Origin of the sequence: Pseudomonas brassicacearum (genome assembly GCF_003732265.1) — a bacterium.
In the GTDB taxonomy this organism is placed as follows: Bacteria; Pseudomonadota; Gammaproteobacteria; order Pseudomonadales; family Pseudomonadaceae; genus Aquipseudomonas; species Aquipseudomonas brassicacearum_D.
This window is the reverse complement of the sequence record NZ_MOBK01000006.1, coordinates 77,149-101,752: the sequence shown is the minus strand read 5'-3', so window position 1 is coordinate 101,752 and position 24,604 is coordinate 77,149. Positions and strand designations below refer to the sequence as shown.

The window sequence follows — 24,604 nt, the reverse complement described above, 5'->3', positions numbered from 1 at the left end:
CATCGAACTGAAGGCGATTCTGCTTGCTCGTCTGACGTTCGGCTATGTTAAAACGCTATCTCTGCTCAGTCTTTGTCCTACAGGATCCCGCATGCCGCTCACCGGAAAACCGCTCTCAGGTCTGAAAGTCATCGAATTGGGCACGTTGATCGCCGGGCCGTTTGCCTCGCGCATTTGCGGTGAATTTGGCGCTGAAGTGATCAAGATCGAATCCCCCGACGGCGGCGATCCGTTGCGCAAATGGCGAAAACTGTACGAAGGCACCTCGCTGTGGTGGTTCGTCCAGGCGCGCAACAAAAAGTCCCTGACCCTGAACCTGAAACACCCGGACGGCCTGGCGATTCTGAAAAAACTGCTCGGTGAAGCGGACATCCTGATCGAGAATTTTCGCCCCGGAGTGCTGGAAAAACTCGGCCTGGGCTGGGAAGTCCTGCACGCGCTGAACCCGAAGCTGGTGATGGTGCGTCTTTCCGGTTTTGGTCAGACCGGGCCGATGAAGGACCAGCCAGGTTTCGGCGCGGTCGGTGAGTCCATGGGTGGCCTGCGCTACATCACCGGTTTCGAGGACCGCCCGCCGGTGCGCACCGGGATTTCCATCGGTGACTCGATTGCGGCGCTCTGGGGCGTGATCGGCGCACTGATGGCCCTGCGTCATCGCGAAGTGAACGGCGGGCTCGGCCAAGTGGTCGACGTGGCGTTGTACGAAGCGATCTTCGCGATGATGGAAAGCATGGTGCCGGAGTTCGATGTGTTTGGTTTCATTCGCGAACGCACCGGCAACATCATGCCGGGCATCACCCCCTCCTCGATCCACACCAGCGCCGATGGCAAACATGTGCAAATCGGCGCCAACGGTGATGCGATTTTCAAACGGTTCATGCTGGTCATCGGCCGCGAAGACCTGGCCAATGACCCGGTACTGGCCAGCAACGACGGACGTGACAGCCGTCGCGACGAGATTTACGGGGTGATCGACCGTTGGGTCAATTCACTGCCTCTGGACACGATCATCGAACAGCTGAATCAGGCTGACGTGCCGGCCAGCCGGATCTTCAGTGCCGAAGACATGTTCAGCGATCCGCAGTACCTGGCCCGGGAAATGTTCCTGCAGGCCAAGCTTCCGGGTGGTAAAGATTTCAAGATGCCGGGCATTGTGCCGAAACTCTCAGAGACACCTGGCACTTCGGAATGGGTCGGGCCGCAGTTGGGCGAACACAATGCGCAGGTACTGAACGATCTTGGTTACGACAACGAACAGATCGCAAAGCTGCGTGAAGACGGGGCCATCTAAGCTGAAGCGCCTGCTTTCATCAGCCCTCCACGCCCCCCGCAACGGGTGCGCAATGGCGGCTTTCTGGCTATTGGCCGGGTTGGCCTCACCTGCCTCGGCGCAACCTAAAGAGACGCTGATCTGGTTGCTGCGCGATATACCGCCAGTGATGATCTTCGAGGGACCGAAAAAAGGTCAGGGGATTATCGATCAGATGCTGCCGATATTAATCGCCGGCATGCCGCAGTACGAACATACCCTGATGCGGGTCAACCGCGCCCGCGGCATGCAAATGCTCCACGAAGCGTCGTTTACGTGTGATCCCTCGCTTGTCTGGACCAAGGAGCGGGAACAGTGGATTGCGTTTTCGATACCGGCCTTCCGCGCCGTGAGCAATGGCCTTGTTGTTCGCAAGGAAGATCGATCGGTGCTGGAACCCTTTCTGATCGACGGTGAAGTCGATCTGGCGGCGCTGCTGGCCGGCAGTGGCAAGAAAGTCGGAGTGGTGGCCGAGCGCAGTTACGGACAAGTCCTCGATACATTGCTAAAACAGGCACCGGTCGGTGCTCTGATGCCTCACTACGGTAACGACGCGCTCGGCAGCCTGTTGCAAATGCAACGTCTGGGACGATTGCAGGTGGTGCTGGGTTACTGGCCAGAAATTCGCTACCTGGCTCGTCAAGAACACATGTCCGATGACGAGCTGAAGTTTTATCCGATCAAAGGCACGGGCAAATATCTGTCCGGGCACATCGGTTGCTCCAACACAGCCCAGGGCCGACAGGCGATCAACGAAATAAATCAGCTATTGCGTACGCTGCCTCGCGAGCGGCTGGATCAGCTGTACGCCGACTGGCTCGATCCCGAAAGGCGAAAGGATTACCTGACAGAAACCAAGGCGTTTTTCGAGCATCAGGCCGAGCACTGACAAATCGCGGGCAAAAAGAAACCCCGAGAAGTGGGGAGACGACTCGGGGTTAAACGTGGTCTACATAAAGACCCGTAGCAGCAAGCTACAAGCACCGGAGCACAATGCTTGATCCTGCTGTTACATGGTCTGACTGACTTAAGCGCAGGAAGGTTCCCACAACAATCACGTCAATTTCTGCGAGCCAGCATTTTCTCCTGGGCCACATTGCGCAACGCCGCGATGACACAGGGCTCCAGCCGTCCTTCGGCAATGAGCACGTCGCGGTGCAAGCCGTCGACGACATCGGTCAGCTGACGCTTGTCGGTCAACTGAGCCTGATTGAAGGCTCGTTCCACCACCATCGCGCCGGCGGCATTCTTCAGCGTCACCAGGCATTCGCCATGGGCACCCGACGGGGTCAGCGTGACCTGATACGGGCTCAGCGCCTCACCGAGCAATAGACTGATACTTTCCATCTCGATCACCACTCAATAGTCCGAAAACAAAGTGCCTGGGGCGTGCTCACAGTAAATGACCACTGGCCCGAGAAGAAAGTTCTGGATTCCAGGTGCAGGCGCATCGGCGCCTCTGGTTGATAGAGCATGCACGGCAAAGATGACAGGCAAAAAACAGCCGTCTCACTCGCCCCGCCGCCGGTCCAGATCCGTCCAGCCTCCGAGCAGACCGCGCAATTGGCCATCGCCACTGTAGAACGGCACCGTCCACTGATAGATATCCCTGACACCGTTCTTGAACTCCAATTGACGCTCACTGAACCGGGGCTTGCGTGTACTCAACAGGGTGATGAACTCTGCATGCAAGCGTTCTGCAGTCGCTTTGGGCAAGAGATCGAGTTCGATCAACTGTCGCCCCTGAATCTGGTCGAAACGGGTCGACAGACTCTCTTCATAACTTTTGTTGCACATGATCAAACGCCCTTGCAAATCACGTACAAACACCGGATCGGGCATGGCATCCATCAAGGCATGCTGGAAGGCGAGTTGATCGTTGAGGTTTTTCTGGTCAGTCAGGCGTCGCTGGTTCAAGCCGGCAAGGCGTCGGTTCCAGAGCAATGAAAGCAGACCAAAAAGACCGACGACAATCACTCCCCAACAACCCCAAGGGCTAAGCCGCTGCCAGAGGGAGGGAGTCTTCATTGATCCGATTCCGCCAAGCCACTTCAAGCGAATGGCCCGCAACTCGGCAGGTGGGAAGGCCTCAAGCGCCTTGTTGAGGATGCTCAGCAACGGCGACTGACCTTTGCGTACCGCCAGATGATCGGCCTCCCATTTGCCCTCCACGGCACGCCCGACCTTGAGTCGCCCCAGCGGATAAAGCTGCGCGCCGATTTCATTTTCGATGGTGGCAAAGGCTTCACCACTTTCAACCAATGCCCTGGCTTCGGCATAGGTCTTGACCGAGCGCAGTTCGATCGCCGGATAGTCGTGGCGAATCGTACCTTCGAGTGCATGCCGGGTCGGCAACACCAGGACTTTCTTCGACAACTGCTCGAGGGACTGCACCAGAGGCTCTTCTGCCCGCCCGACGAACACCCAGCCAGCACCACCGAATGCATGACTGAAATCCAGAAATCCTTTGCGTTCGCCATTCATCGCCAGTGTCGTGCTCATGTCCGCCGCGCCGCTTTCCAGACGCCCGAGCATCTGATCGGTGGAAAACGATTCTTCGTGAACAAACTTCAAGCCCGTCATGACGCTGATGCGATTGAGCAAATCGTTGTTCAAGCCATTCCATTGGCCGTGCTCATCCTTGAACAGATACAACGGGTACTGCACGGATGCAACGGTGACTTGCGGGTACTCGGCAATCCATCGCAACTCCTCTGCGTCGAGTTTGATCGCCGCAGCGACAACCGCCTCCTTCGCCTCGGAATTCACCCATTGCGCTGCCAGCGCCGTTTGGGTAAAGCCCATGACACTGACTAAAAACATCCAGCACACGGCTGGTCCGAGCCTTATGAAAAACTGCATTACCACTTCCTTCGCGATCAACTCGCCCGTCCTTCATGGGGCGAAAACGCAATAAGTGTGGCACGCAGAAATGAGAAAGCCCGTCAGGAGACGGGCTTCAAAATGTGACAGCTTTTACCGCTTACAACGGCTTGCCACGGTTGCCATGCTGACTGACAAAGGCCTGCACGGCTTTCAGGTCGTTTGGCAACACGGTGCAACGCTCATCTCTCTCAAACAAATCAGAAAGATGTGTAGGGAGTTCAAGCGCTTTTCCTACACCGGCTTTCTGCACGGCATCCGGGAATTTGACCGGATGGGCCGTGCCGAGGATCACCATTGGAATGTCCAGGCTGCGACGGCACTCGCGCGCGGCCTTCACGCCGATGGCCGTGTGCGGGTCCAGCAGCTCGCCGGTTTGCTCGTACACTTCGGCGATGGTTTCGCAGGTTTGTGCGTCATCCACGGCCAGGGAATCGAACAGCTTGCGGGCTTCGGTCCAGCGTTCCTGTTCGACGCTGAAACCGCCACCCTGCTTGAAGCTGTCCATCAACCCGGCAATCGCTGCGCCGTTGCGACCGTGGAGGTCGAACAGCAGACGCTCGAAGTTCGACGAGACCATGATGTCCATCGACGGCGACAGCGTGGCGTGCAGGGTTTCCTTGACGTACTGGTTGCCGCTCATGAAGCGGTGCAGGATGTCGTTGCGGTTGGTGGCGACGATCAACTGGTTGATCGGCAGGCCCATGTTGCGCGCCAGGTAACCGGCGAAGATGTCGCCGAAGTTGCCGGTCGGCACCGAGAACGACACCGAACGCGCCGGGCCACCCAATTGCAGCGAGGCGTGGAAGTAGTAAACGATCTGGGCCATGATCCGCGCCCAGTTGATCGAGTTCACCGCGACCAGGCGCGTGCCTTTGAGGAAGCTCTGGTCGGCGAAGCTCGCCTTGACCATTTCCTGGCAGTCATCGAAGTTGCCTTCGATGGCGATGTTGTGGATGTTCTCGCCGAAGAGGGTGGTCATCTGGCGACGCTGCACTTCGGACACACGGTTGTGCGGGTGCAGGATGAAGATGTCGACGTTTTCGCAGTGCTTGCAGCCTTCGATGGCGGCCGAACCGGTATCACCGGAGGTGGCGCCGACAATCACCACGCGCTCACCGCGCTTTTCCAGCACGTAGTCGAGCAAACGACCGAGCAGTTGCAGGGCGAAGTCTTTAAACGCCAGGGTCGGGCCGTGGAACAGCTCCAGGACCCATTCGTTGCCGTTCAGCTGACGCAACGGTGCCACCGCGTTGTGAGAGAACACACCGTACGTTTCTTCGAGGATCTTTTTGAAATCGGCGTCCGGGATGCTGCCGGTGACGAACGGGCGCATCACCCGGAAAGCCAGCTCGTGATACGGCAGGCCGGCCCACGAAGCGATTTCTTCCTGGGTGAAACGTGGCAGGTTCTCCGGGACGTACAGACCGCCGTCGGTGGCGAGTCCGGCCAGCAGGACGTCTTCGAAATTCAGGGCCGGTGCCTGGCCGCGGGTACTGATATAACGCATGACTGGCTCCAATAGACAGTGTTCGCAAACCCGGGCCCGCACGCAGGCCCGGTGAACGATAACGGCTTAGTTCAGGTGCTCGACGCGGATCCGTACAACCGGACCGACCACACCGGTCAACGCTTCAAGGGCGGCAATCGCGTCGTTCATGTGCTGTTCCAGCACACGGTGCGTCAGCAGGATCATCGGCACCAGACCGTCATGCTCTTCTACTTCTTTCTGCATGATCGATTCGATGTTGATGCCGCGCTCCGACAGGATGCTCGCCACCTGGGCCAACACGCCCGGATGGTCCTTGGCCTGAATGCGCAGGTAGTAGGCGCTTTCGCAGGCTTCGATCGGCAGGATCGGGTGCGCCGACAGCGAATCCGGCTGGAAGGCCAAATGCGGTACGCGGTTTTCCGGGTCGGAGGTCATGGCGCGAACCACGTCCACCAGGTCGGCGATCACCGACGAAGCGGTTGGCTCCATGCCAGCGCCAGCGCCGTAGAACAGCGTCGAACCGGCAGCATCGCCGTTGACCATGACGGCGTTCATCACGCCATTGACGTTGGCGATCAAACGATCAGCCGGGATCAGCGTCGGGTGCACGCGCAACTCGATACCGGCCGCAGTGCTGCGAGCCACGCCGAGGTGCTTGATGCGGTAGCCCAGCGCTTCGGCGTAGTTCACGTCAGCGGTGGTCAACTTGGTGATGCCTTCGGTGTAAGCCTTGTCGAACTGCAGCGGGATACCGAACGCAATGGACGCCAGGATCGTCAGCTTGTGAGCCGCGTCGATGCCTTCTACGTCGAAGGTCGGATCGGCTTCGGCGTAGCCCAGGGCTTGCGCCTCGGCCAGCACGTCTTCGAAGGTGCGACCTTTCTCACGCATTTCGGTAAGGATGAAGTTGCCGGTGCCATTGATGATGCCGGCAACCCAGTTGATGCGGTTGGCGGACAGGCCTTCACGGATCGCCTTGATCACCGGAATGCCGCCGGCCACAGCCGCTTCAAACGCCACGATCACGCCTTTCTCGCGAGCCTTGGCGAAAATTTCATTACCGTGAACGGCAATCAGTGCCTTGTTCGCGGTGACCACATGCTTGCCATTCTCGATGGCCTTGAGTACCAGCTCGCGGGCAACGGTGTAGCCGCCCATCAGCTCTATTACGATGTCGATCTCAGGGTTCGTGGCCACTTCGAAGACATCGTTGGTAATCGCAATACCGGTCGTCTGGAACTGAGGCTTTGGCGTGCGCATGGCAATTTGTGCCACTTCGATTCCACGCCCGGCACGACGAGCAATTTCCTCGGCGTTGCGCTGAAGTACGTTGAAGGTACCGCCACCGACGGTTCCTAACCCACAGATGCCTACTTTGACCGGTTTCACTGTGAACTCCCCATAAAACGGCCGACTCAAGGTCGGCCGTGAAAACAACCGCGTGCTCGCGGTTCTCTATTAATGGCCCGGCGATGACGCTGCCGGACCACGATCGTCAATGGCTGACCGTGACGATGCGAATTTACTTCGCGCCCAGTGCCAGTTTGGCGACTTGTGGCGCAGGCTGGTAGCCCGGAATGACCTGACCGTCGGCCAAAACGATGGCCGGTGTGCCGTTCACGCCGATCGACTGACCAAGGGCAAACTGCTTGGAAACCGGGTTATCGCACTTGGCGGCCTTGATTTCCTTGCCGTCGACCATTTTGTCCATGGCCGCTTTCTTGTCCTTGGAGCACCAGACCGCTTGCAGTTGCTCGTCACCCGGCGAGCCCAGGCCCTGGCGCGGGAACGCGACGTAGCGCACTTCGATGCCGCGCTTGTTCAGCTCAGGCACTTCGGCGTGCAGTTTGTGGCAGTACGGGCAGGTGGTGTCGGTGAACACGGTGATGTGCGATTTGGTCTCGCCGATGGCCGGGTAGACCACGGTTTCCGCAACCGGAATGTCGTTGACCAGCTTGGAAATGCCCAGGCGCTCGGTTTTCTCGGTCAGGTTGACCGGCTTGCCGTCCTTGAGCTGGAACAGATAACCCTGAACGACGTACTGGCCGTCGGCGCTGGCGTAGAGCACACGGCTGCCTTTGAGTTTGACTTCGTACATCCCTGGCAGCGGACTGGCGGAAATGCTTTCTACCGGTACTTCGAGCTGGAGGTTTTCCAGGCTTTTACGAATGGCTTTGTCGGCCGCGTCATCGGCGACGGCAAAGGTGCTGACCAACGCAATGGCGGCGGCGGCGAAAATCTGGGTCAGACGCATGAGAACTCCTGAAGGCGGACAAATGGGACGATCAGAACGCCCGTGCCGAAACACCGGGTCATAACCGCCCATCGTGCAAACCGGCAAAGCCTACCACATAAGGTCGTTGTGGCGAGGGGGCTTGCCCCCGTTCGGCTGCGTAGCAGTCGTCTTGCGGTCTATTTTCCAGGTAGAAATCGCCAGGATGGGGCTGCTTCGCAACCGAACGGGGCGGTGCGGCGTTCCGACAAGCCCCCTCGCCACAGGTTGGTATTCCATTGAAAAACCGTATCAACTCAACCACGCGGGTGATGTTTGGCGTGCAGGTCTTGCAAGCGCGCCCGGGCGACGTGGGTGTAAATCTGGGTCGTCGACAAATCGCTGTGGCCGAGCAGCATTTGCACCACACGCAGGTCGGCGCCGTGGTTGAGCAGGTGCGTGGCGAAGGCATGGCGCAAGGTGTGCGGCGACAGCGACTTGCCGATCCCGGCGACCTTGGCCTGGTGCTTGATGCGGTGCCAGAACGTCTGGCGGGTCATCTGCTCACCGCGCTGGCTGGGAAACAACACATCGCTGGGACGACCACTGAGCAGTTCGCCACGGGCGTCGCGCATGTAGCGTTCGACCCAGACAATCGCCTCCTCCCCCATCGGCACCAGTCGCTCCTTGCTGCCCTTGCCCATCACCCTGAGCACACCCTGACGCAGGTTGACCTGTTCCAGCGTCAGGCTGATCAGCTCCGTCACTCGCAAGCCACAGGCGTAAAGCACTTCAAGCATGGCGCGGTCACGCTGGCCGATGGCTTCGCTCAAATCCGGGGCCTTGAGCAAGGCTTCGACGTCGGCTTCCGACAAGGATTTTGGCAACGGCCTGCCCAACTGAGGCATGTCGACGCGCAGGGTCGGGTCGACGGCGATCAGTTTTTCCCGCAGCAGGTAGCGATAAAAGCCACGCACACCCGAGAGAAATCGCGCGGTGGAACGGGGTTTGTAGTTCTGCTCCAGGCGCCAGGCCAGGTGATCAAGGATCAACTCGCGACCGGCATTGACCAACTCCAGGCCCTTCTCCTGCAACCAGCCGTTGAACAGGGCCAGGTCACTGCGATAGGCATCGCGGGTGTTGTCGGAAAGACCTTTCTCCAGCCACAGGGCGTCGAGGAATTGGTCTATCAGGGGATGATCAATGGCAGGCATAAAGACTCAGGCAAGGCAGGTAACCAAAAAGTGGTGGACAGTCTTTCATGGCTCGCGCACTCGCGGAACCATTGCCGGCATAAATCGCAGGCAACAAAAAAGCAGCCCGAAGGCTGCTTTTTTCTGCATCGGAAGCTGGACTTAAGCCAGTTTTTCCTTGATGCGAGCTGCTTTACCGGACAGGTCACGCAGGTAGTACAGCTTGGCTTTACGTACGTCACCGCGACGTTTAACGGCCATGCTGTCGATTTGCGGGCTGTAGGTCTGGAAAGTACGCTCTACGCCAACACCGTTGGAGATTTTACGAACGGTGAATGCACTGTTTACGCCGCGGTTACGCTTGGCGATAACAACACCTTCGAACGCTTGCAGACGCGAACGGTCGCCTTCCTTCACTTTCACCTGAACGACAATGGTGTCGCCCGGGGCAAAGGTAGGGATCTCTTTGGTCATCTGCTCTGCTTCGAGTGCAAGGATGATTTTGTTAGTCATGCTGTGCTCCTAAGGTAAATCGTCGGATCTACCATCGATACGTTGTTAACTATCGTCCCGCTCGCGGATGTATTCCTCGAGCAGCTTCTTCTCTTCTCCAGAAAGCGAGCGGCTTTCCAGAAGATCGGCGCGTCGTTCAAAGGTCCTACCAAGGGACTGCTGTAAACGCCAACGCCGGATATGCGCGTGATTGCCACTTAGCAACACGTCGGGAACACGCTGATCCGCATACACCTCCGGTCGGGTGTAGTGCGGGCAATCCAGCAAACCATCCGTAAAGGAATCTTCCTCGGCGGAGTCCGCATGCCCTAAAGCTCCAGGCAGCAGTCGTGTAACCGCATCGATCAGGACCATCGCCGGCAGCTCGCCGCCAGACAGTACATAGTCGCCAATCGACCACTCTTCATCGACATGAGCTTCAATAAATCGCTCGTCAATGCCTTCATAGCGGCCGGCAATCAGGATCAATGCATCCAGATTCGCCAACTCGCGCACCGCCGACTGAGTCAGTTGACGGCCTTGGGGGGACAGGTAAATTACCTTCGCCGCCTCCCCGGCTGCTGCCTTGGCCTGAACCAGAGCATCTTCCAGGGGCTTGATCTTCATCACCATGCCCGGACCACCGCCAAATGGGCGATCATCCACAGTGTGATGTCGATCCGTCGTGTAGTCTCGCGGGTTCCAACAGGTGAGCTGCAAGAGCCCCTGTTTCACCGCCCGACTGGTGATGCCGTACTCGCTGATGGCGGAGAACATCTCGGGAAACAAACTGATCACTTCTACGCGCAAGTTAGCCACGCTTAGAAGTCCGCATCCCATTCCACCTTCATCTCGCCTGCGGCAAGGTCGACGGCCAACACGCATTGCTCCGTATAGGGCAACAGGCGCTCGCGATCATCCAGGCTGCCAGCGCAAGGCTTGACCACCATTACATCATTGGCGCCGGTTTCCAGAAGATGATCGATTTTCCCGAGCAATTGCCCGAGTTGATCAATAACCTTCAGACCTTCCAGCTGGTACCAGTAGTACTCGCCGTCGGTCAATTCAGGGAACAGGTTGCGCGGCACACAGATCTCGTAACCGGCCAGAAGACGAGCTTCTTCACGATCATCAAGACCCTTGAGCTTCGCGACCAGGAACTTGTCGTTCCCACGTCCGCTGACCAGCTCGACCTGTTTCACATTGCCTTCGCGCTTGAGCGTCCAGGTTTTGTACTGCAACAGGTTTTCTGTCGGATCAGTAAAGGAATACACCTTCACTTCGCCGCGAACGCCATGAACCGAATAAATTTTGCCGATAACGATCAAATCATCAGCAACAGCTGGCGTCGCGTTCATATTGCTCAGGCCGCAGCCTTAGCCGAGTCCTTCAACAACTGAGCAACACGCTCAGAAGGTTGTGCACCAACGCTCAGCCAGTAGGCTACGCGCTCTTGGTTCACGGACAGACGGACTTCTTGACCACGAGCAACAGGGTTGAAGAAACCAACCTGTTCCTTGTGCGAACCGTCGCGCGGGTTGCGGCTGTCGGTTACGGTCAAGTGGTAAAACGGGCGCTTTTTGGAGCCGCCAAGGGCAAGACGGATTGTTAGCATGTGAACATCGTTCCTGTAGTCGGTGCTGCAAATCTAAAGGCACAGCGGGCATAGGTGCCCGAAAGGCCGCATATTCTAAGGAATATCCGGACTTTTGCAAATGTCTTTTTCCGGCGGCCTATCGGACGCCATCCAGATTTGCTATAGAGCCGTCGTTGAAAACGGCCAGTCAGCTCCCGCCAAGTGCGGGTTTGCTGGAGATCCCACTTCCGTGTGGGGATGCGCAAGAGCAAGCCCTCGCGCGAATTCTTTACATTTTTGGCATGCCGCCGCCGGGCAACATACCGCCCATGCCGCGCATCATTTTGGCCATTCCGCCTTTCGCGGAGAATTTCTTCATCATCTTCTGCATCTGCTTGTGTTGCTTGATCAAGCGACCAATGTCCTGCACTTGAGTGCCGGAACCCATGGCAATCCGGCGCTTGCGCGAACCGCTGATCATCTCAGGGTCGCGGCGCTCGGCCGGGGTCATGGAGTTGATGATGGCTTCCATCTGCTTGAATTGCTTTTCTGCCGCACCCTGGGCATTGCCCATCTGCGCCAGGTTCACGCCACCGATGTTCGGCAGTTTGTCCATGAGGCCGCCGAGGCCGCCCATGTTCTTCATTTGTTGCAACTGATCGCGGAAGTCTTCGAGGTCGAAGCCCTTGCCCTTCTTCAGTTTCTTGGCCAGCTTGTCGGCCTTGTCCTTGTCGAGGGTCGCTTCGGCCTGTTCGATCAGGCTTAGCACGTCGCCCATGCCGAGGATGCGCGAAGCAATACGCTCAGGGTGGAACGGATCTAGCGCGTCGCTCTTCTCGCCCATACCGATGAACTTGATCGGCTTGCCGGTGATGGCGCGAACCGACAGGGCAGCACCGCCACGGGCATCGCCGTCGACCTTGGTCAGGATCACGCCGGTCAGCGGCAGTGCATCACCAAACGCCTTGGCGGTGTTGGCGGCGTCCTGGCCGGTCATGGCGTCAACCACGAACAGGGTTTCGACCGGGTTGATCGCGGCGTGCAGCGCCTTGATCTCGCCCATCATCTCTTCGTCGATGTGCAGACGACCGGCGGTGTCGACGATGACCACGTCGATGAATTTCAGTTTTGCTTCTTTAATAGCCGCCTGCGCGATGTCGACCGGCTTCTGGCTCAGGTCGGACGGGAAGAAGGTGACACCGACTTCACCGGCCAGCATTTCCAGCTGTTTGATCGCCGCTGGACGGTAAACGTCCGCGGACACGACCATGACCGACTTCTTCTTGCGCTCTTTAAGAAAGCGCGCCAGCTTGCCGGCGGTGGTGGTTTTACCCGCGCCCTGCAAACCGGCCATCAGGATCACGGCCGGTGGAACGGCGCTCAGGTTCAGGTCTTCGTTGGCCGCGCCCATCAGGCTTTCGAGCTCGGCCTGGACGATCTTCACAAAGGCCTGGCCCGGCGTCAGGCTGCGCGACACCTCGGTGCCGACAGCGCGCTCCTTGACCGAATTGACGAAGTCTTTGACCACTGGCAAGGCGACGTCGGCTTCGAGCAACGCCATGCGCACTTCGCGCAGGGTGTCTTTGATGTTGTCCTCGGTCAGCTTGGCCTTGCCGGTGACATGGCGCAGCGTCTGCGAGAGACGGTCGGTTAAGTTTTCAAACATTGCGCGATCCTTTCAGGCCCTGTGTAGACCGGGATAATGGCGGCCCAGACCGGAATAAACATGTGCTCGGCGAGCCTGCGGCGTGGGCAGGTCGCGGATTATAGCGAAGACTGCGTCTGGCGGACACCTCACACTTTCGTGCGGCGGGGGTTCTATGCCAAACTCAGCGCCTTTCGGGCTTGCCTAACAGGATTTATGCTCCCCTTGTCACCCAGTTTGCTTACCACCCTCGCCGCCGCCTGCTTATATGCCGCTGCGACTCTTTATCAGGGCTCTCGTCTGGCCACCGGCGCCAAGGCGAACAAGCGCCTGCTGGTCACGCTTGGCGTGCTGGCGGTACTGGCCCACAGCGCCAGCCTGCTTACCCATCTCCTGACGCCGATCGGCCTGGGCCTGGACTTTTTCAGCGCCGCCAGCCTGATTGCCGCAGCTGTCATCGCATTGACCCTGCTGGCTTGCTCGCGGATCCCGGTGGAAAACCTGCTCATATTGCTGTTCCCATTGGGGGCCGCGACCGTGCTGCTGGCGCAGTTTGCGCCCGCCGGAACCGTGCAGATCATCGACGAAGAACCGGGCATCCTCGCCCACATCCTCTTGTCGATCCTCGCTTACGGCATGTTCACCATCGCCGTGTTCCAGGCGTTGCTGCTGCTGGTTCAAGACCACCAGCTCAAGCACAAGCATCCTTCAGGGCTGATCAAGAACTTCCCGCCGCTGCAAACCATGGAAAGCCTGTTGTTCGGTTTCCTCTGGGCCGGCTGGACCCTGCTATCGTTGTCATTGATCTCCGGCTGGCTGTTTGTCGACAACCTGTTCGCCCAGCATCTGGTGCATAAAACCTTGCTGGCGTGCCTGGCCTGGATTGTCTTCAGCGTGCTGCTATGGGGCCGTAACCGCCTCGGCTGGCGTGGACACAAGGCGATTCGCTGGACCCTCGCCGGTTTCTGCCTGCTGATGCTGGCGTATTTTGGCAGCAAGCTGGTTCGTGAATACATCCTGCATATCTGACGAGCGGCATTAATGGACGACTTGCCCATAGGGCCGATGCTCGCGGTATTGGTCCTGCTGATTTTATGGTCGGGGCTGTTTACCGCCATTGAAGTGGCACAACAGCATTTGCTGGCCCAGCGCACCGCCTCGCGTTCGAGCGACAAACCGGTGGCGAAGCTGAGCTTTCCGCTCAATAGCCTGATCTTCTGCAATACCTTGTGCCGGGCGCTGGTCATGGTCATCAGCACCTTGCTGGCGATCTTCACCTGGTCGGCCAATGGTCCGTGGGCTGCCTGCATTGGCGCCGGCGCCGCGCTGCTGATATTCGCCGACTACCTGCCGCGCACCTTCGCCTCTCGTTACCCTGACGCCGTGCTGAACCTGGGCAACACCTTGCTCGGTGTTCCTCTGAAAATCATCTACCCGGCCGCCTGGCTGCTCAACGCCATCAGCCAGTTGCTGATGCGACCGTTCGCCCGCAAAGTCAAAGTGGTGCAGCAGAGCGAAGACGAAATACCCGGGGATCGCCACGACGATCACGACCAGAGTGTCTGCCGCCCGCACCCGCTGTCCGGGATCCACGCGCTGGACAACATCACGGTCAACGACATTCTGGTGCCGCGCAGTGACGTCGACGGCATCAACCTCGACGATCCAATTGAAGAAATCATCGAGCAATTGCGCCACAACAAGCGCACGCGCCTGCCGGTCTTCCACAGCGACATCAACCAGGTCGAGGCGGTGCTCAATACCCGGCACATCCGTCATTTGCTGGCGGATGCCAGCCTGACCATGGAAGCGCTGATGGCGGCCAGTCATGACCCGTATTTCGTCCCGGAAAGCACCCCGCTGCAACTGCAACTACTGAATTTCCACAAGCAGCAGCGGCGCTTGGGCATGGTGGTCGACGAGTACGGCGAAGTGCTCGGCATTGTCACCCTGGAAGACATCCTTGAAGAAATCGTCGGCGAGTTCGAAAGCCAGCACAGTCTGGACAATCCGCACATCCATCCCCAGGCCGACGGGCGCCTGGTGATCGATGGGGCGGCGTCGATTCGCGATCTGAACAAGAGCCTCGGCTGGCATCTGCCCAGCGATGGTCCGAAAACCCTTAACGGGTTGGTGACCGAAGCCCTGGAAACCATTCCGGACAGCGCGGTATGCCTGAAGATCGGTCGCTATCGCCTGGAGATTCTGGAAACCGAAGATAACCGCGTCACGCGGGTGCTGATCTGGCATACCAGCTCGGTGCCAGCCGTCCTCTAATCACCCCGCCCCCCCTGTAGCAGCTGCCGAAGGCTGCGTCCGGCTGCGCAGCAGTCGTAAACCCTGTACACGCGGACTTCCTGAAACACCGCATCGTCTGGTTTTACGACTGCTGCGCAGCCGAACGCAGCCTTCGGCAGCTGCTACAAGGATTTGCCCTTGTTTGATCGTTAGGTGCCTTCCTATAATCGGGGCGCTTACCCAAGCCCCGCCCCACCCCAGTGCTACCCGCACTCCGCATCAAAACCCACATCCCTGGGTGTTCGACCATAATAATTCGCTCCACTGGGGCACATGACTGTCAGGGATAACCGCATGACGACCAGCACGACTTATACCGAAACCACGCCTGCGCCGACGAACTCCGCCACCCGGGTGGCCACTGCGAGTTTCATCGGCACCGCCATCGAGTTTTACGACTTCTACGTCTATGCCACTGCGGCTGCGCTGGTGATCGGGCCGGTGTTCTTTCCGCAGACCTCCGGCACCGCCCAGATGCTGTCGGCGTTCCTCACCTTCGGCATCGCCTTTCTTGCGCGACCACTGGGTTCAGCGTTGTTCGGCCATTTCGGTGACCGTATCGGGCGAAAATCGACCCTCGTGGCTTCGCTGCTGCTGATGGGCGTCTGCACCACGTTGATCGGCGTGTTGCCGGGTTACGACAGCATTGGCGCCTGGGCGCCGATCCTGCTGTGCGTGCTGCGCTTTGGCCAGGGCCTGGGACTGGGCGGTGAATGGGGCGGCGCGGCGTTGCTGGCGACGGAGAATGCGCCCAAGGGCAAACGCGCCTGGTTCGGCATGTTCCCGCAGCTTGGCCCTTCGATTGGCTTTCTGGCAGCCAACGGGCTGTTCCTGACCTTGGCCATGACTTTGAATGACGAACAATTCCGCTCGTGGGGCTGGCGCATTCCCTTCCTGCTCAGCGCCGTCCTGGTGATGGTCGGGTTGTACGTGCGCCTCAAGCTCCACGAAACCCCGGTATTCGCCAATGCCATGGCCCGTCAGGAACGGGTGAAAATCCCGCTGGTCGAGCTGTTCAGCCAATACTGGGCACCGATGCTGCTGGGCGCCGGGTCGATGGTGGTGTGCTACGCGCTGTTCTACATCTCGACGGTGTTTTCGCTGAGTTATGGCGTATCGACCCTCGGCTACACCCGTGAAACTTTCCTCGCCTTACTGTGCTTCGCGGTGCTGTTCATGGCCGCTGCAACCCCAATGTCGGCATGGGCCAGCGACCGTTACGGGCGCAAACCGGTGCTGATCATCGGTGGCGTGTTGGCGATTCTCTCCGGGTTCTTGATGGAACCGCTGCTGACGCACGGTTCGACCTGGGGTGTAGCGCTGTTCCTGTGCATCGAACTGTTTCTGATGGGCGTGACGTTTGCGCCGATGGGTGCGTTGCTGCCGGAGTTGTTCCCGACTCACGTTCGCTATACCGGCGCCTCGGCTGCCTACAACCTGGGCGGGATCGTCGGGGCCTCGGCGGCGCCGTTCTTTGCGCAGAAACTGGTGGCGATGGGGGGGTTGAGTTACGTCGGAGGGTATGTGTCGGGGGCGGCGGTGCTGAGCTTGATTGCGGTGCTGTGCCTGAAGGAGACGCGGCATAACGATTTGAATCGAGTCGCCTGATAAACCGCCATCGCGAGCAAGCCCGCTCCCACACTCGATCTTTGGTGAACACAAAATCTGTGCTCGGCGCTGATCAAATGTGGGAGCGGGCTTGCTCGCGAAGGCCGCGCCTCGGTTACAGCTCGACTACAACAGCCTGAGCAGCACGGGTCGCTTTCGCCCGAGCCGCTTCAATCGACTCATCCCGCGCCAACGCCACACCCATCCGGCGCTGACCATTCACTTCCGGTTTGCCGAACAGACGCAACGCCGTGTCCGGCTCGCTCAATGCCGCACCCAGGTTGGCGAAAGCGGTCTGGGTCGACTGCCCTTCCACCAGAATCACCGCCGAAGCCGAAGGCCCGAACTGACGGATCAACGGGATTGGCAGGCCCAGAATCGCCCGCGCGTGCAGCGCGAACTGCGACAGGTCCTGGGAAATCAGGGTCACCAGGCCGGTGTCATGCGGACGCGGCGAGACTTCGCTGAACCACACCTGATCCCCTTTGATGAACAACTCGACGCCAAACAGACCACGACCGCCCAAGGCTTCGGTCACGGCTTTGGCAACGCGCTCGGACTCAGCCAAGGCAACCGGGCTCATGGCTTGCGGCTGCCAGGATTCCTGATAGTCGCCCTTCTCCTGACGGTGACCGACCGGCGCGCAGAACGTGGTGCCGCCGACGTGACGCACGGTCAGCAGGGTGATTTCGTAGTCGAAGTCGATGAAGCCTTCGACGATCACACGACCTTTGCCGGCACGACCGCCTTCTTGCGCGTAGTCCCACGCGGTTTTGACGTCATCGGCGCTGCGCAACAGGCTCTGGCCCTTGCCCGACGAACTCATCACCGGCTTGACCACGCACGGGAAGCCGAGGTCTTCAACGGCTTTGCTGTAGTCCTCGAAGGTATCGGCGAAGTGGTACGGCGACGTCGGCAGGTCCAGCTCTTCGGCGGCCAGGCGACGGATGCCTTCGCGGTTCATGGTCAGCTGAGCGGCACGCGCGGTCGGGATCACGGTGAAGCCTTCGGCTTCCAGTTCTACCAGGGTGGCGGTGGCGATGGCTTCGATTTCCGGCACGATGAAATGCGGCTTCTCGGCTTCGATCACGGCACGCAGGGCGGCGCCGTCGAGCATGTTGATCACGTGGCTGCGATGGGCGACTTGCATGGCCGGCGCGTTGGCGTAACGGTCGACGGCAATCACTTCAACGCCCAGGCGTTGCAGCTCGATCACCACTTCCTTGCCCAACTCACCACAGCCACACAGCAATACGCGGGTCGCGGTTGGCGACAATGGAGTTCCGATACGGGTCATCTCAGGTCCTCAAGAAGCGGATCATCGAGGGATGCGGCGCCTGGCGCGCTTCCCATGGGGAGAAAGCGCGGCATTTTACATGAACCAGAGGGTTTGGCTTCAGCTGACGACGGCCTGTTTGCGCAAGCGCCACGCCATGATCAGCCACACGGCGGTCACGCCGGCGAACTTCGAGCCCATGGCGGTAAGAATCACGGCCGGAGTGAAGGCGTCGATCATGCCGAAGAAGATGAAGGTATCGAGGGGAATGCTCAGCGCCGAACTTATCCACAAGCGATCATGCAGCGAACGCTTGGTGATGCTGAACACCAGCCAGTCGATGCACTCGGACACTGCGAACGCCGTGGCGCTGGCCAAGGCGATGGACGGATCGGAAGTGACGTAGGACAGCACCAGCGCGGCCAGCATCGCGGCGATGGCGCCGTGGCCGAAACGGGTTTGCACCATGTCGCGGAGCACGAACACCAACCCACCCCAGGCCGACCAGATGATGTCGAGGTGCGGGGCGGTGGAAAAGGCGTAGTTGATCAGCACGACGCTGCTGATGTAGGCGATCAGGAAGAGCATGGGGCGTGGGGATACCTGTCAATTTGGCGCACAGATTACTTCAGCCCTGCCCAACAACCAAACCCGACGCGAACCTTGTAGCAGCTGGCGAAGCCTGCGTCCGGCTGCGTAGCAGTCGTAAAATCAGGCACCTCGGTTTTTCAGGTAAACCGTGAACTCAGTATTTACGACTGCTTCGCAGCCGAACGCAGCCTTCGGCAGCTGCTACACGTCCGGGGTTTTGCCGATCATCCAGAGCAACCCGCTGGATTTGGCCCGCTCATGACACAACCCCAACACCGCGCGGCGCTCGTCGTTGGTCATCCGGCTCCAGCGGGTGATCTCTTCCACCGTGCGCTGGCACCCGGTGCAGATGTCATCGTCGTCCAACGCGCAAATATTCACGCAGGGCGACAGCACCGGTCGTTCTGTGGCGCTCATTCTTCCTGCTCGACCAGATCGCGGGCGTAGCGCTGCGAGTTATGCACATAGTGGGCGGCGCTGGCCTCGAGCATCTTTTTCTGCGGCTCGGTCAATTCCCGCACCACTTTACCCGGCGACCCCATGACCAGCGAACCGTCGGGGATTTCCTTGCCTTCGCCGATCAGCGAATTGGCGCCGATGATGCAGTTCTTGCCGATCTTCGCGCCGTTCAAAATCACCGCGTTAATACCGATCAAGCTGTAATCGCCCACGGTGCAGCCATGCAGCATGGCGTTGTGGCCGATGGTTACGCCGGTGCCGATGGTCAGCGGGAAGCCCATGTCGGTGTGCATCACCGTGCCGTCCTGGACGTTACTGTTCTTGCCGATCAGGATCAGTTCGTTGTCGCCGCGCAGCACGGCGTTGAACCAGACGTTGGCGCCCTCTTCCAGTTTGACCTTGCCCACCAGCACGGCATTGGGGGCGACCCAGCTCTGCGGATGGGTTTCGACGCGGGCGTCGCCCAGGCGATATTTCATCTTGTTGTCCTCAAGGCCACGCAGGCTCGGTTCACGCCATACGAACGATGGCTTCAGGTGTTGATAAAACTCTTGGGCGGTTGATGCAGGCTGATTTTGGCGTCATAGAGCAGGTTGATCAACTCGACGATCATGATCGCCGTCAGGCCCCAGATCTTGTATTCGCCATAACGATAACTCGGCACGTACCAGCTACGGCCCTGGTAATCGATGCGGTGGGTGTGTTCACGTGGGTCTTTGCGGAAGAATTCGAGCGGCACGCTGAAGACTGCGGCGATCTCGGCATCATTGGCCTGGTACTCGACAAAGTCCGGGATCACCCCGACATAGGGCGTGACCTTGATGCCGTGCAGGGAGATCAGCGGGCTGAGCGGGCCGATGACTTCGACCAGACCCGGCGGCAGGCCGATTTCTTCTTCGGCCTCACGCAGTGCGGTGAAAATCAGGTCGGGGTCTTCGGGGTCTCGGCGACCGCCGGGGAAGGCGACTTCACCGCCATGGGTTGAGAGCCCGCTGGCGCGCAGGGTCAAAACCATTTCCGGTTGATCACTGCGAGTGATGGGGACCAAAACCGCGGCTTCGGGGAAACGTTTATCGGTTTCCAGCGTTGTCGGCGTGTGGTTGCTTACCCGATGAAGTAGCTCGTCCAGCATGAGTGCTCTCGATCTGTGCCTTACCCTGCATCATGCACCAATCGAACCGACCGCCCAACCCCATAAACACGGCATGTCGCTAAACGACAACTTGCCGACTGACACCGCCGCACGCCAAGATAGGCCCAGCATTCAGGAACCCAAGCATGAAATTTTGCAGTCAGTGCGGCAACCCGGTGACCCAGCGCATTCCCGAAGGCGATTCGCGCCTGCGGTTTGTCTGTGACAGCTGCGATACGATTCATTACCAGAACCCCAATATCGTCGCCGGCTGTGTCGCGACCTGGGGTTCGAAAGTGTTGCTGTGTCGACGCGCCATCGAGCCACGGCGCGGTTACTGGACCCTGCCGGCCGGTTTCATGGAAAACGGTGAAACCATCGAGCAGGCGGCCATTCGCGAAACCGCCGAAGAAGCCTGTGCGCGGGTACGCAACCTGAGCATCTACACGCTGATCGATGTACCGCACATCAGCCAGGTGCATGTGTTCTTTCGCGCGGAGCTGGCGGACCTGGACTTTTCAGCCGGCCCCGAGAGCCTGGAAGTGCAGCTTTTCGAAGAAGCCGACATCCCTTGGTCCGACCTGGCTTTCCGCACCGTGGGCCGTACCTTAGAATGCTTCTTCGCTGACCGGCGGGCCGAGGATTACCCTGTGCGGTCCGAGTCGATCCCGCCGCTTGCTCAGCCTGCCATCACTTAAAACATCTATAACTAAAATAGCCGACACCTCTAGGGATATCGTTTCAATGCGCTGGTTGCTTGCCGTGTTCTGCTTGTCGTTCGTCGCAATGTCGCAGGCTTCCGTCGTGGAAACCGTGAACGGCAAAGTCATCGAAAAAGTCCTGGTTCTCAAGTCCGCCCATCAATTGCAATTGATCAATGACGGCAAGCCGCTCAAGACTTATCGCATTTCCTTGGGCAAACACCCCAAGGGGCCAAAGCTGATGGAGGGCGATAAACGCACGCCTGAAGGTTTCTATTGGGTGGACTGGCGCAAGGTCAGCGATCGCTTCAACCTGGCGATGCACATCTCTTACCCGAACATCAGCGACTCCGCCCGTTCGCGGCGTGAAGGTGTCGATCCCGGTGGCATGATCATGATCCACGGCACCCCGGACACGGAAGACACCCCTGAAGACCTGTTCCACACCCTGGACTGGACCGATGGCTGCATCGCCATGCGCAACATGGACATGCGCGAAGTCTGGAGCCTGGTGCCGGACGGCACGATGATCGAGATTCGTCCGTAACTGTGGTCCCTGACCGCTACCTTCGGTCGCCAGCAAAAAAATAATTTCAAAAGATCGCAGCCTGAGACAACGCCTGCCGGGGTGATACCAATGCCCCGTGCAAGCGTCACCCCAGACTGCGATCTTTGCGTTCAAAAACCCCCTCGTTAATACCACTTCAACCCACCCGCCTAAAAGTCCGCTTAACAGGGCCGGCTTTTCCACGCCCACAGCAAAGCACTGGCATTGACATGGTATTTAAGTGGTATTAATTTCCAGACCATTCACGGGCGACAACATTCCAATATCCGCCCCGGACTCCTGACATGAACGATCTCCAGGCCCTGCGCCCCGACGACACCCAACCCACGCCGTTGTACCTGCAACTGGCGCGCAATCTGGAAGCGGCCATCCATGCCGGCCAGTGGAAAGCCGAACAGGCCATGCCGTCGGAGCGCAGCCTCAGCGAAATGCTCGGCATCTCCCGCGTCACCGCACGCAAGGCGCTGGAAGTGCTGTTCGAGCAAGGTCTGATCCGCCGCAACCAAGGTTCCGGCACCTTCATTACCCCTCGTCTGGAACAGCCTCTGTCGCGTCTCTCGGGCTTCAGCGAAATGCTCCGGCTCAAGGGCTTCGTTCCGGGTTCGCAATGGCTGGAACGGGAAATCACCCCGCCGACCCACGAAGAACTGATTCGCCTGGGCCTGTCGCCCAACGACAAGGTCGCGCGGCTCAAACGCCTGCGCAAAGCCGACGACACCGTGATGGCAATCGAGATGAGCACCCTGCCCGCCTCGATCATCCCCAAGCCGCAAGCGGTGGGCGACTCCCTCTACGAATACCTTGATGGCATCGGCAAACCGATCGTGCGCGCGCTGCAACACATCCAGGCGATCAACGCCTCGGACGAATTCGCCGCCCTGGTCGGCATCGCTCCCGGCACCGCCATGTTGCTGATGACCCGGGTCGGTTATCTGGAAGACAACACGCCCATCGAAGTCACCGACACCTATTGCCGCAATGACTACTACGACTTTGTTGCAGAGCTTCGCCGCTAAGCGCCAGGAAAACGATCATGACCGAAGACAACATCCTCACCGCCCACGGCTGGGTTCGCGGCCGGCTGATTCACGAACACGGCAAAGTCGTGTCGATCGAAGGCGTGCCCTGCGATCCGGCGGACAATGACCTGCCCTATCTGCTGCCGGGCTTCATCGACCTGCACGTTCACGGCGGCGGCGGCAAAGACATCATGGAAGGCGCAACCGCCTTCGAGACCATCACCCGAACCCACGTGCGCTTCGGCACCACGTCGCTGCTGGCGACCACCATGACCGCACCGAGCGAAGAGATTTCCAGCGTGCTCAAAGCGGTCGGCGAGTTCTGCGAGACGCGCCCGACCGGCAGCGCCCGAGTACTCGGCGTGCACCTCGAAGGCCCGTACATCAACCCCGGCAAACTCGGCGCACAACCGAACTTCGCCCACACCGCGTTGATGGCCGAAGTCGAGGAATACCTGGCGCTGGCGCCGATCCGCGTGATCACCATCGCCCCGGAAATCGCCGGCCATGACGCCTTGATCCGCGCCCTCAGCGCTCGCGGCGTGCGCATGCAGATCGGCCATACCCTCGGCAGCTACGAAGAAGGCGTCGCGGCGCTGGCGGCGGGTGCGAGCAGTTTCACGCACCTCTACAACGCCATGAGCCCGCTGCATCACCGCGAGCCGGGCATCGTCGGCGCGGCACTGGCCCACGCCAAATACGCCGAGCTGATTCCGGACCTGCTGCACGTCCACCCCGGCGCCATCCGCGTGGCCCTGCGCTCGATACCGTGCCTGTATTGCGTGACCGACTCCACCGCCGCCGCTGGCATGCCCGACGGTGAATACAAACTCGGCAGCCACACCGTGACCAAATGCCTGGGCGGCGTGCGCTTGCCCGACGGCACCCTCGCCGGTAGCACCCTGACCATGGATCAAGCGTTGCGCAATCTGGTGAAGATCGGTTTGCCGATTGCCGAGGCCTCGCAACGTCTTTCGCAATTCCCCGCCGATTACCTCGGCCTTGAAGAACGCGGCCGCCTGACACCGGGCAGCTGGGCCGACTGCGTGCGGCTGGATCGCTCACTCACACTGACCGCCGTCATGGTCGAAGGAGAAGACATTGACTTCAAAAATGCTTGAAGAGGCGCTGTCCTCGTTCGAGGCCGTGCAAGCCCAACTGCAGCAACTCGACCCGTCGATGATCGAGATCGCCGGGCGCCTGCGCCGTCAGCCGCCGCAAGTGGTAATGACCGTCGCCCGTGGCAGCTCCGACCACGCCGCCAGCTACTTCGCCTACCTGACCATGCAACTGCTGGGCATTCCGGTGGCGTCGTTGCCGATGTCGGTGGTGACCATGCAGCAAGCGCCATTGAAGGTCAGCGGCCAGGTGGCGTTTGCCTTCTCGCAGTCCGGGCAAAGTCCGGATCTGGTGAACAGCCTGCGGCTGCTACGCAAGCGTGGTGCCTTGAGCATTTCCATGGTCAATGCCGAAGGTTCGCCACTGGAGGCGGCGTGTGAGTTCAGCCTGCCGTTGTTGGCCGGCACCGAAAGCAGCGTCGCCGCGACCAAAAGTTTTATCGCCACCCTCAGCGCCAGCGCTCGTCTGATCGCGCACTGGAAAGAAGACCTGGAATTGCTCGAAGCCGGCAACGCCCTGCCGGAAGGTCTGCGTGACGCCGCGCAACAGGATTGGAGCGTGGCCATCGACGCCCTGCGCGATTGCCAGCGCCTGATGGTGATCGGTCGTGGCGCCGGTTTCGCCATCGCTCAGGAAGCAGCGCTGAAATTCAAGGAAACCTCGGCGATCCAGGCGGAAGCGTTCAGCAGCGCCGAAGTCCGCCACGGCCCGATGGCCTTGATCGACGAACACTATCCGCTGCTGATCTTCGCCCCACGCGGTGCCGAGCAGGCCGGTTTGTTGAGCCTCGCCGCCGACATGCGCCAACGCGGCGCCCGGGTATTGCTGGCCGCGCCGGATGACATCGCCGAACGCGACCTCACCCTGACCCGCGCCGAACACCCGGCCCTTGATCCGATCCTGGCGATCCAGAGTTTCTACGTCATGGCCGCCGGATTGGCGGTCGCCCGTGGCATGGACCCGGACCAACCGCGTCATTTGAGCAAAGTCACGCGCACCCATTGATCCGAATCGTCGTTATTTATTCATGA

Annotated in this window: 26 protein-coding genes; 10 read left to right on the top strand and 16 right to left on the bottom strand. The window is 59.7% G+C overall.

All coding sequences use genetic code 11. From position 1 onward, the window contains the following. The first annotated feature begins 91 nt into the window (after window positions 1-91). Window positions 92-1,291 carry a CaiB/BaiF CoA transferase family protein gene (locus BK660_RS13125; protein ID WP_123433644.1) on the top strand — a complete coding sequence of 400 codons (1,200 nt, stop codon included), beginning with the start codon at window positions 92-94 and terminating at the stop codon, window positions 1,289-1,291. Next, the gene (locus BK660_RS13120; RefSeq protein WP_123433643.1) at window positions 1,272-2,198 is read left to right on the top strand and encodes a TIGR02285 family protein; all 927 of its coding nucleotides are present in this window, start codon (window positions 1,272-1,274) and stop codon (window positions 2,196-2,198) included. The genes BK660_RS13125 and BK660_RS13120 overlap by 20 nt, the downstream gene beginning before the upstream one ends. 170 nt (window positions 2,199-2,368) lie before the next feature. Here the strand turns inward: BK660_RS13120 and BK660_RS13115 are convergent, their stop codons facing one another. The 11 genes from BK660_RS13115 to ffh all read right to left on the bottom strand — a co-directional run bounded on the left by BK660_RS13115 (window position 2,369) and on the right by ffh (window position 12,823). Then, window positions 2,369-2,656 (bottom strand): DUF3509 domain-containing protein, encoded by a 288-nt coding sequence (locus BK660_RS13115; RefSeq protein ID WP_123433642.1) that lies wholly within the window; start codon window positions 2,654-2,656, stop codon window positions 2,369-2,371. Between the two features lie 162 nt (window positions 2,657-2,818). Further along, entirely contained in the window at window positions 2,819-4,171 is a 1,353-nt protein-coding gene (locus BK660_RS13110; protein ID WP_123433641.1) for a transporter substrate-binding domain-containing protein, read from the bottom strand. A 121-nt stretch (window positions 4,172-4,292) separates the two neighbouring features. Continuing rightward, window positions 4,293-5,702, bottom strand: a complete 1,410-nt coding sequence (thrC, locus tag BK660_RS13105; protein WP_123433640.1) for a threonine synthase — start codon at window positions 5,700-5,702, stop codon at window positions 4,293-4,295. Window positions 5,703-5,768: 66 nt separating this feature from the next. Continuing rightward, window positions 5,769-7,073: a homoserine dehydrogenase gene (locus BK660_RS13100; RefSeq protein ID WP_027924910.1), complete on the bottom strand. Its 1,305-nt coding sequence runs from the start codon at window positions 7,071-7,073 to the stop codon at window positions 5,769-5,771. Between the two features lie 133 nt (window positions 7,074-7,206). Further along, a complete protein-coding gene (dsbC, locus tag BK660_RS13095) occupies window positions 7,207-7,938 on the bottom strand; it encodes a bifunctional protein-disulfide isomerase/oxidoreductase DsbC (protein WP_123433639.1) in 732 nt (243 codons plus the stop codon). Window positions 7,939-8,213: 275 nt separating this feature from the next. After that, entirely contained in the window at window positions 8,214-9,110 is an 897-nt protein-coding gene (xerD, locus tag BK660_RS13090) for a site-specific tyrosine recombinase XerD (protein ID WP_123433638.1), read from the bottom strand. A 141-nt stretch (window positions 9,111-9,251) separates the two neighbouring features. Next, window positions 9,252-9,602 (bottom strand): 50S ribosomal protein L19, encoded by a 351-nt coding sequence (gene rplS / locus BK660_RS13085; RefSeq protein ID WP_003175895.1) that lies wholly within the window; start codon window positions 9,600-9,602, stop codon window positions 9,252-9,254. 45 nt (window positions 9,603-9,647) lie between these two features. Beyond that, entirely contained in the window at window positions 9,648-10,421 is a 774-nt protein-coding gene (trmD, locus tag BK660_RS13080; protein ID WP_154503229.1) for a tRNA (guanosine(37)-N1)-methyltransferase TrmD, read from the bottom strand. Next, entirely contained in the window at window positions 10,403-10,939 is a 537-nt protein-coding gene (gene rimM / locus BK660_RS13075; protein ID WP_008014731.1) for a ribosome maturation factor RimM, read from the bottom strand. The genes trmD and rimM overlap by 19 nt, the downstream gene beginning before the upstream one ends. Before the next feature lie 5 nt (window positions 10,940-10,944). After that, a complete protein-coding gene (rpsP, locus tag BK660_RS13070; protein WP_045059142.1) occupies window positions 10,945-11,196 on the bottom strand; it encodes a 30S ribosomal protein S16 in 252 nt (83 codons plus the stop codon). A 250-nt stretch (window positions 11,197-11,446) separates the two neighbouring features. Next, a complete protein-coding gene (gene ffh, locus BK660_RS13065) occupies window positions 11,447-12,823 on the bottom strand; it encodes a signal recognition particle protein (protein WP_027924907.1) in 1,377 nt (458 codons plus the stop codon). A gap of 195 nt (window positions 12,824-13,018) precedes the next feature. On the opposite strand from ffh, the gene BK660_RS13060 reads away from it, so the two are divergent. The 3 genes from BK660_RS13060 (at window position 13,019) to BK660_RS13050 (ending at window position 16,708) form a co-directional block, all read left to right on the top strand. Further along, window positions 13,019-13,831 carry a cytochrome C assembly family protein gene (locus BK660_RS13060; RefSeq protein WP_123433637.1) on the top strand — a complete coding sequence of 271 codons (813 nt, stop codon included), beginning with the start codon at window positions 13,019-13,021 and terminating at the stop codon, window positions 13,829-13,831. Between the two features lie 12 nt (window positions 13,832-13,843). Then, window positions 13,844-15,079 (top strand): transporter associated domain-containing protein, encoded by a 1,236-nt coding sequence (locus BK660_RS13055; protein WP_123433636.1) that lies wholly within the window; start codon window positions 13,844-13,846, stop codon window positions 15,077-15,079. 315 nt (window positions 15,080-15,394) lie between these two features. Continuing rightward, entirely contained in the window at window positions 15,395-16,708 is a 1,314-nt protein-coding gene (locus tag BK660_RS13050) for an MFS transporter (RefSeq protein WP_123433635.1), read from the top strand. A 115-nt stretch (window positions 16,709-16,823) separates the two neighbouring features. Here the strand turns inward: BK660_RS13050 and purT are convergent, their stop codons facing one another. The 5 genes from purT to BK660_RS13025 all read right to left on the bottom strand — a co-directional run bounded on the left by purT (window position 16,824) and on the right by BK660_RS13025 (window position 20,166). After that, complete coding sequence (gene purT / locus BK660_RS13045) at window positions 16,824-18,005, bottom strand: formate-dependent phosphoribosylglycinamide formyltransferase (RefSeq protein ID WP_123433634.1); 1,182 nt, start codon at window positions 18,003-18,005, stop codon at window positions 16,824-16,826. 99 nt (window positions 18,006-18,104) lie between these two features. Beyond that, the gene (locus BK660_RS13040) at window positions 18,105-18,572 is read right to left on the bottom strand and encodes a 7-cyano-7-deazaguanine/7-aminomethyl-7-deazaguanine transporter (RefSeq protein WP_123433633.1); all 468 of its coding nucleotides are present in this window, start codon (window positions 18,570-18,572) and stop codon (window positions 18,105-18,107) included. 204 nt (window positions 18,573-18,776) lie between these two features. Further along, window positions 18,777-18,992, bottom strand: a complete 216-nt coding sequence (locus BK660_RS13035) for a DUF1289 domain-containing protein (RefSeq protein ID WP_123433632.1) — start codon at window positions 18,990-18,992, stop codon at window positions 18,777-18,779. After that, a complete protein-coding gene (locus BK660_RS13030; RefSeq protein ID WP_034154816.1) occupies window positions 18,989-19,513 on the bottom strand; it encodes a gamma carbonic anhydrase family protein in 525 nt (174 codons plus the stop codon). Before BK660_RS13030 ends, BK660_RS13035 begins: the two co-directional genes overlap by 4 nt. 53 nt (window positions 19,514-19,566) lie before the next feature. Further along, the gene (locus BK660_RS13025; RefSeq protein ID WP_123433631.1) at window positions 19,567-20,166 is read right to left on the bottom strand and encodes a CoA pyrophosphatase; all 600 of its coding nucleotides are present in this window, start codon (window positions 20,164-20,166) and stop codon (window positions 19,567-19,569) included. Window positions 20,167-20,312: 146 nt separating this feature from the next. On the opposite strand from BK660_RS13025, the gene BK660_RS13020 reads away from it, so the two are divergent. From BK660_RS13020 to BK660_RS13000, 5 genes are all read left to right on the top strand, one after another. Beyond that, window positions 20,313-20,864 carry an NUDIX hydrolase gene (locus tag BK660_RS13020; RefSeq protein ID WP_123433630.1) on the top strand — a complete coding sequence of 184 codons (552 nt, stop codon included), beginning with the start codon at window positions 20,313-20,315 and terminating at the stop codon, window positions 20,862-20,864. 46 nt (window positions 20,865-20,910) lie between these two features. Beyond that, on the top strand, window positions 20,911-21,414 hold the full coding sequence (locus BK660_RS13015) for a L,D-transpeptidase family protein (protein WP_123433629.1): 504 nt from the start codon (window positions 20,911-20,913) through the stop codon (window positions 21,412-21,414). 305 nt (window positions 21,415-21,719) lie between these two features. Continuing rightward, window positions 21,720-22,451, top strand: coding sequence for a GntR family transcriptional regulator (locus BK660_RS13010; protein ID WP_123433628.1), 732 nt, complete (start codon window positions 21,720-21,722; stop codon window positions 22,449-22,451). 17 nt (window positions 22,452-22,468) lie between these two features. Continuing rightward, window positions 22,469-23,575 carry an N-acetylglucosamine-6-phosphate deacetylase gene (gene nagA, locus BK660_RS13005; RefSeq protein ID WP_123433627.1) on the top strand — a complete coding sequence of 369 codons (1,107 nt, stop codon included), beginning with the start codon at window positions 22,469-22,471 and terminating at the stop codon, window positions 23,573-23,575. Continuing rightward, window positions 23,556-24,578: an SIS domain-containing protein gene (locus BK660_RS13000; RefSeq protein ID WP_123433626.1), complete on the top strand. Its 1,023-nt coding sequence runs from the start codon at window positions 23,556-23,558 to the stop codon at window positions 24,576-24,578. Before nagA ends, BK660_RS13000 begins: the two co-directional genes overlap by 20 nt. Window positions 24,579-24,604: the final 26 nt, after the last annotated feature.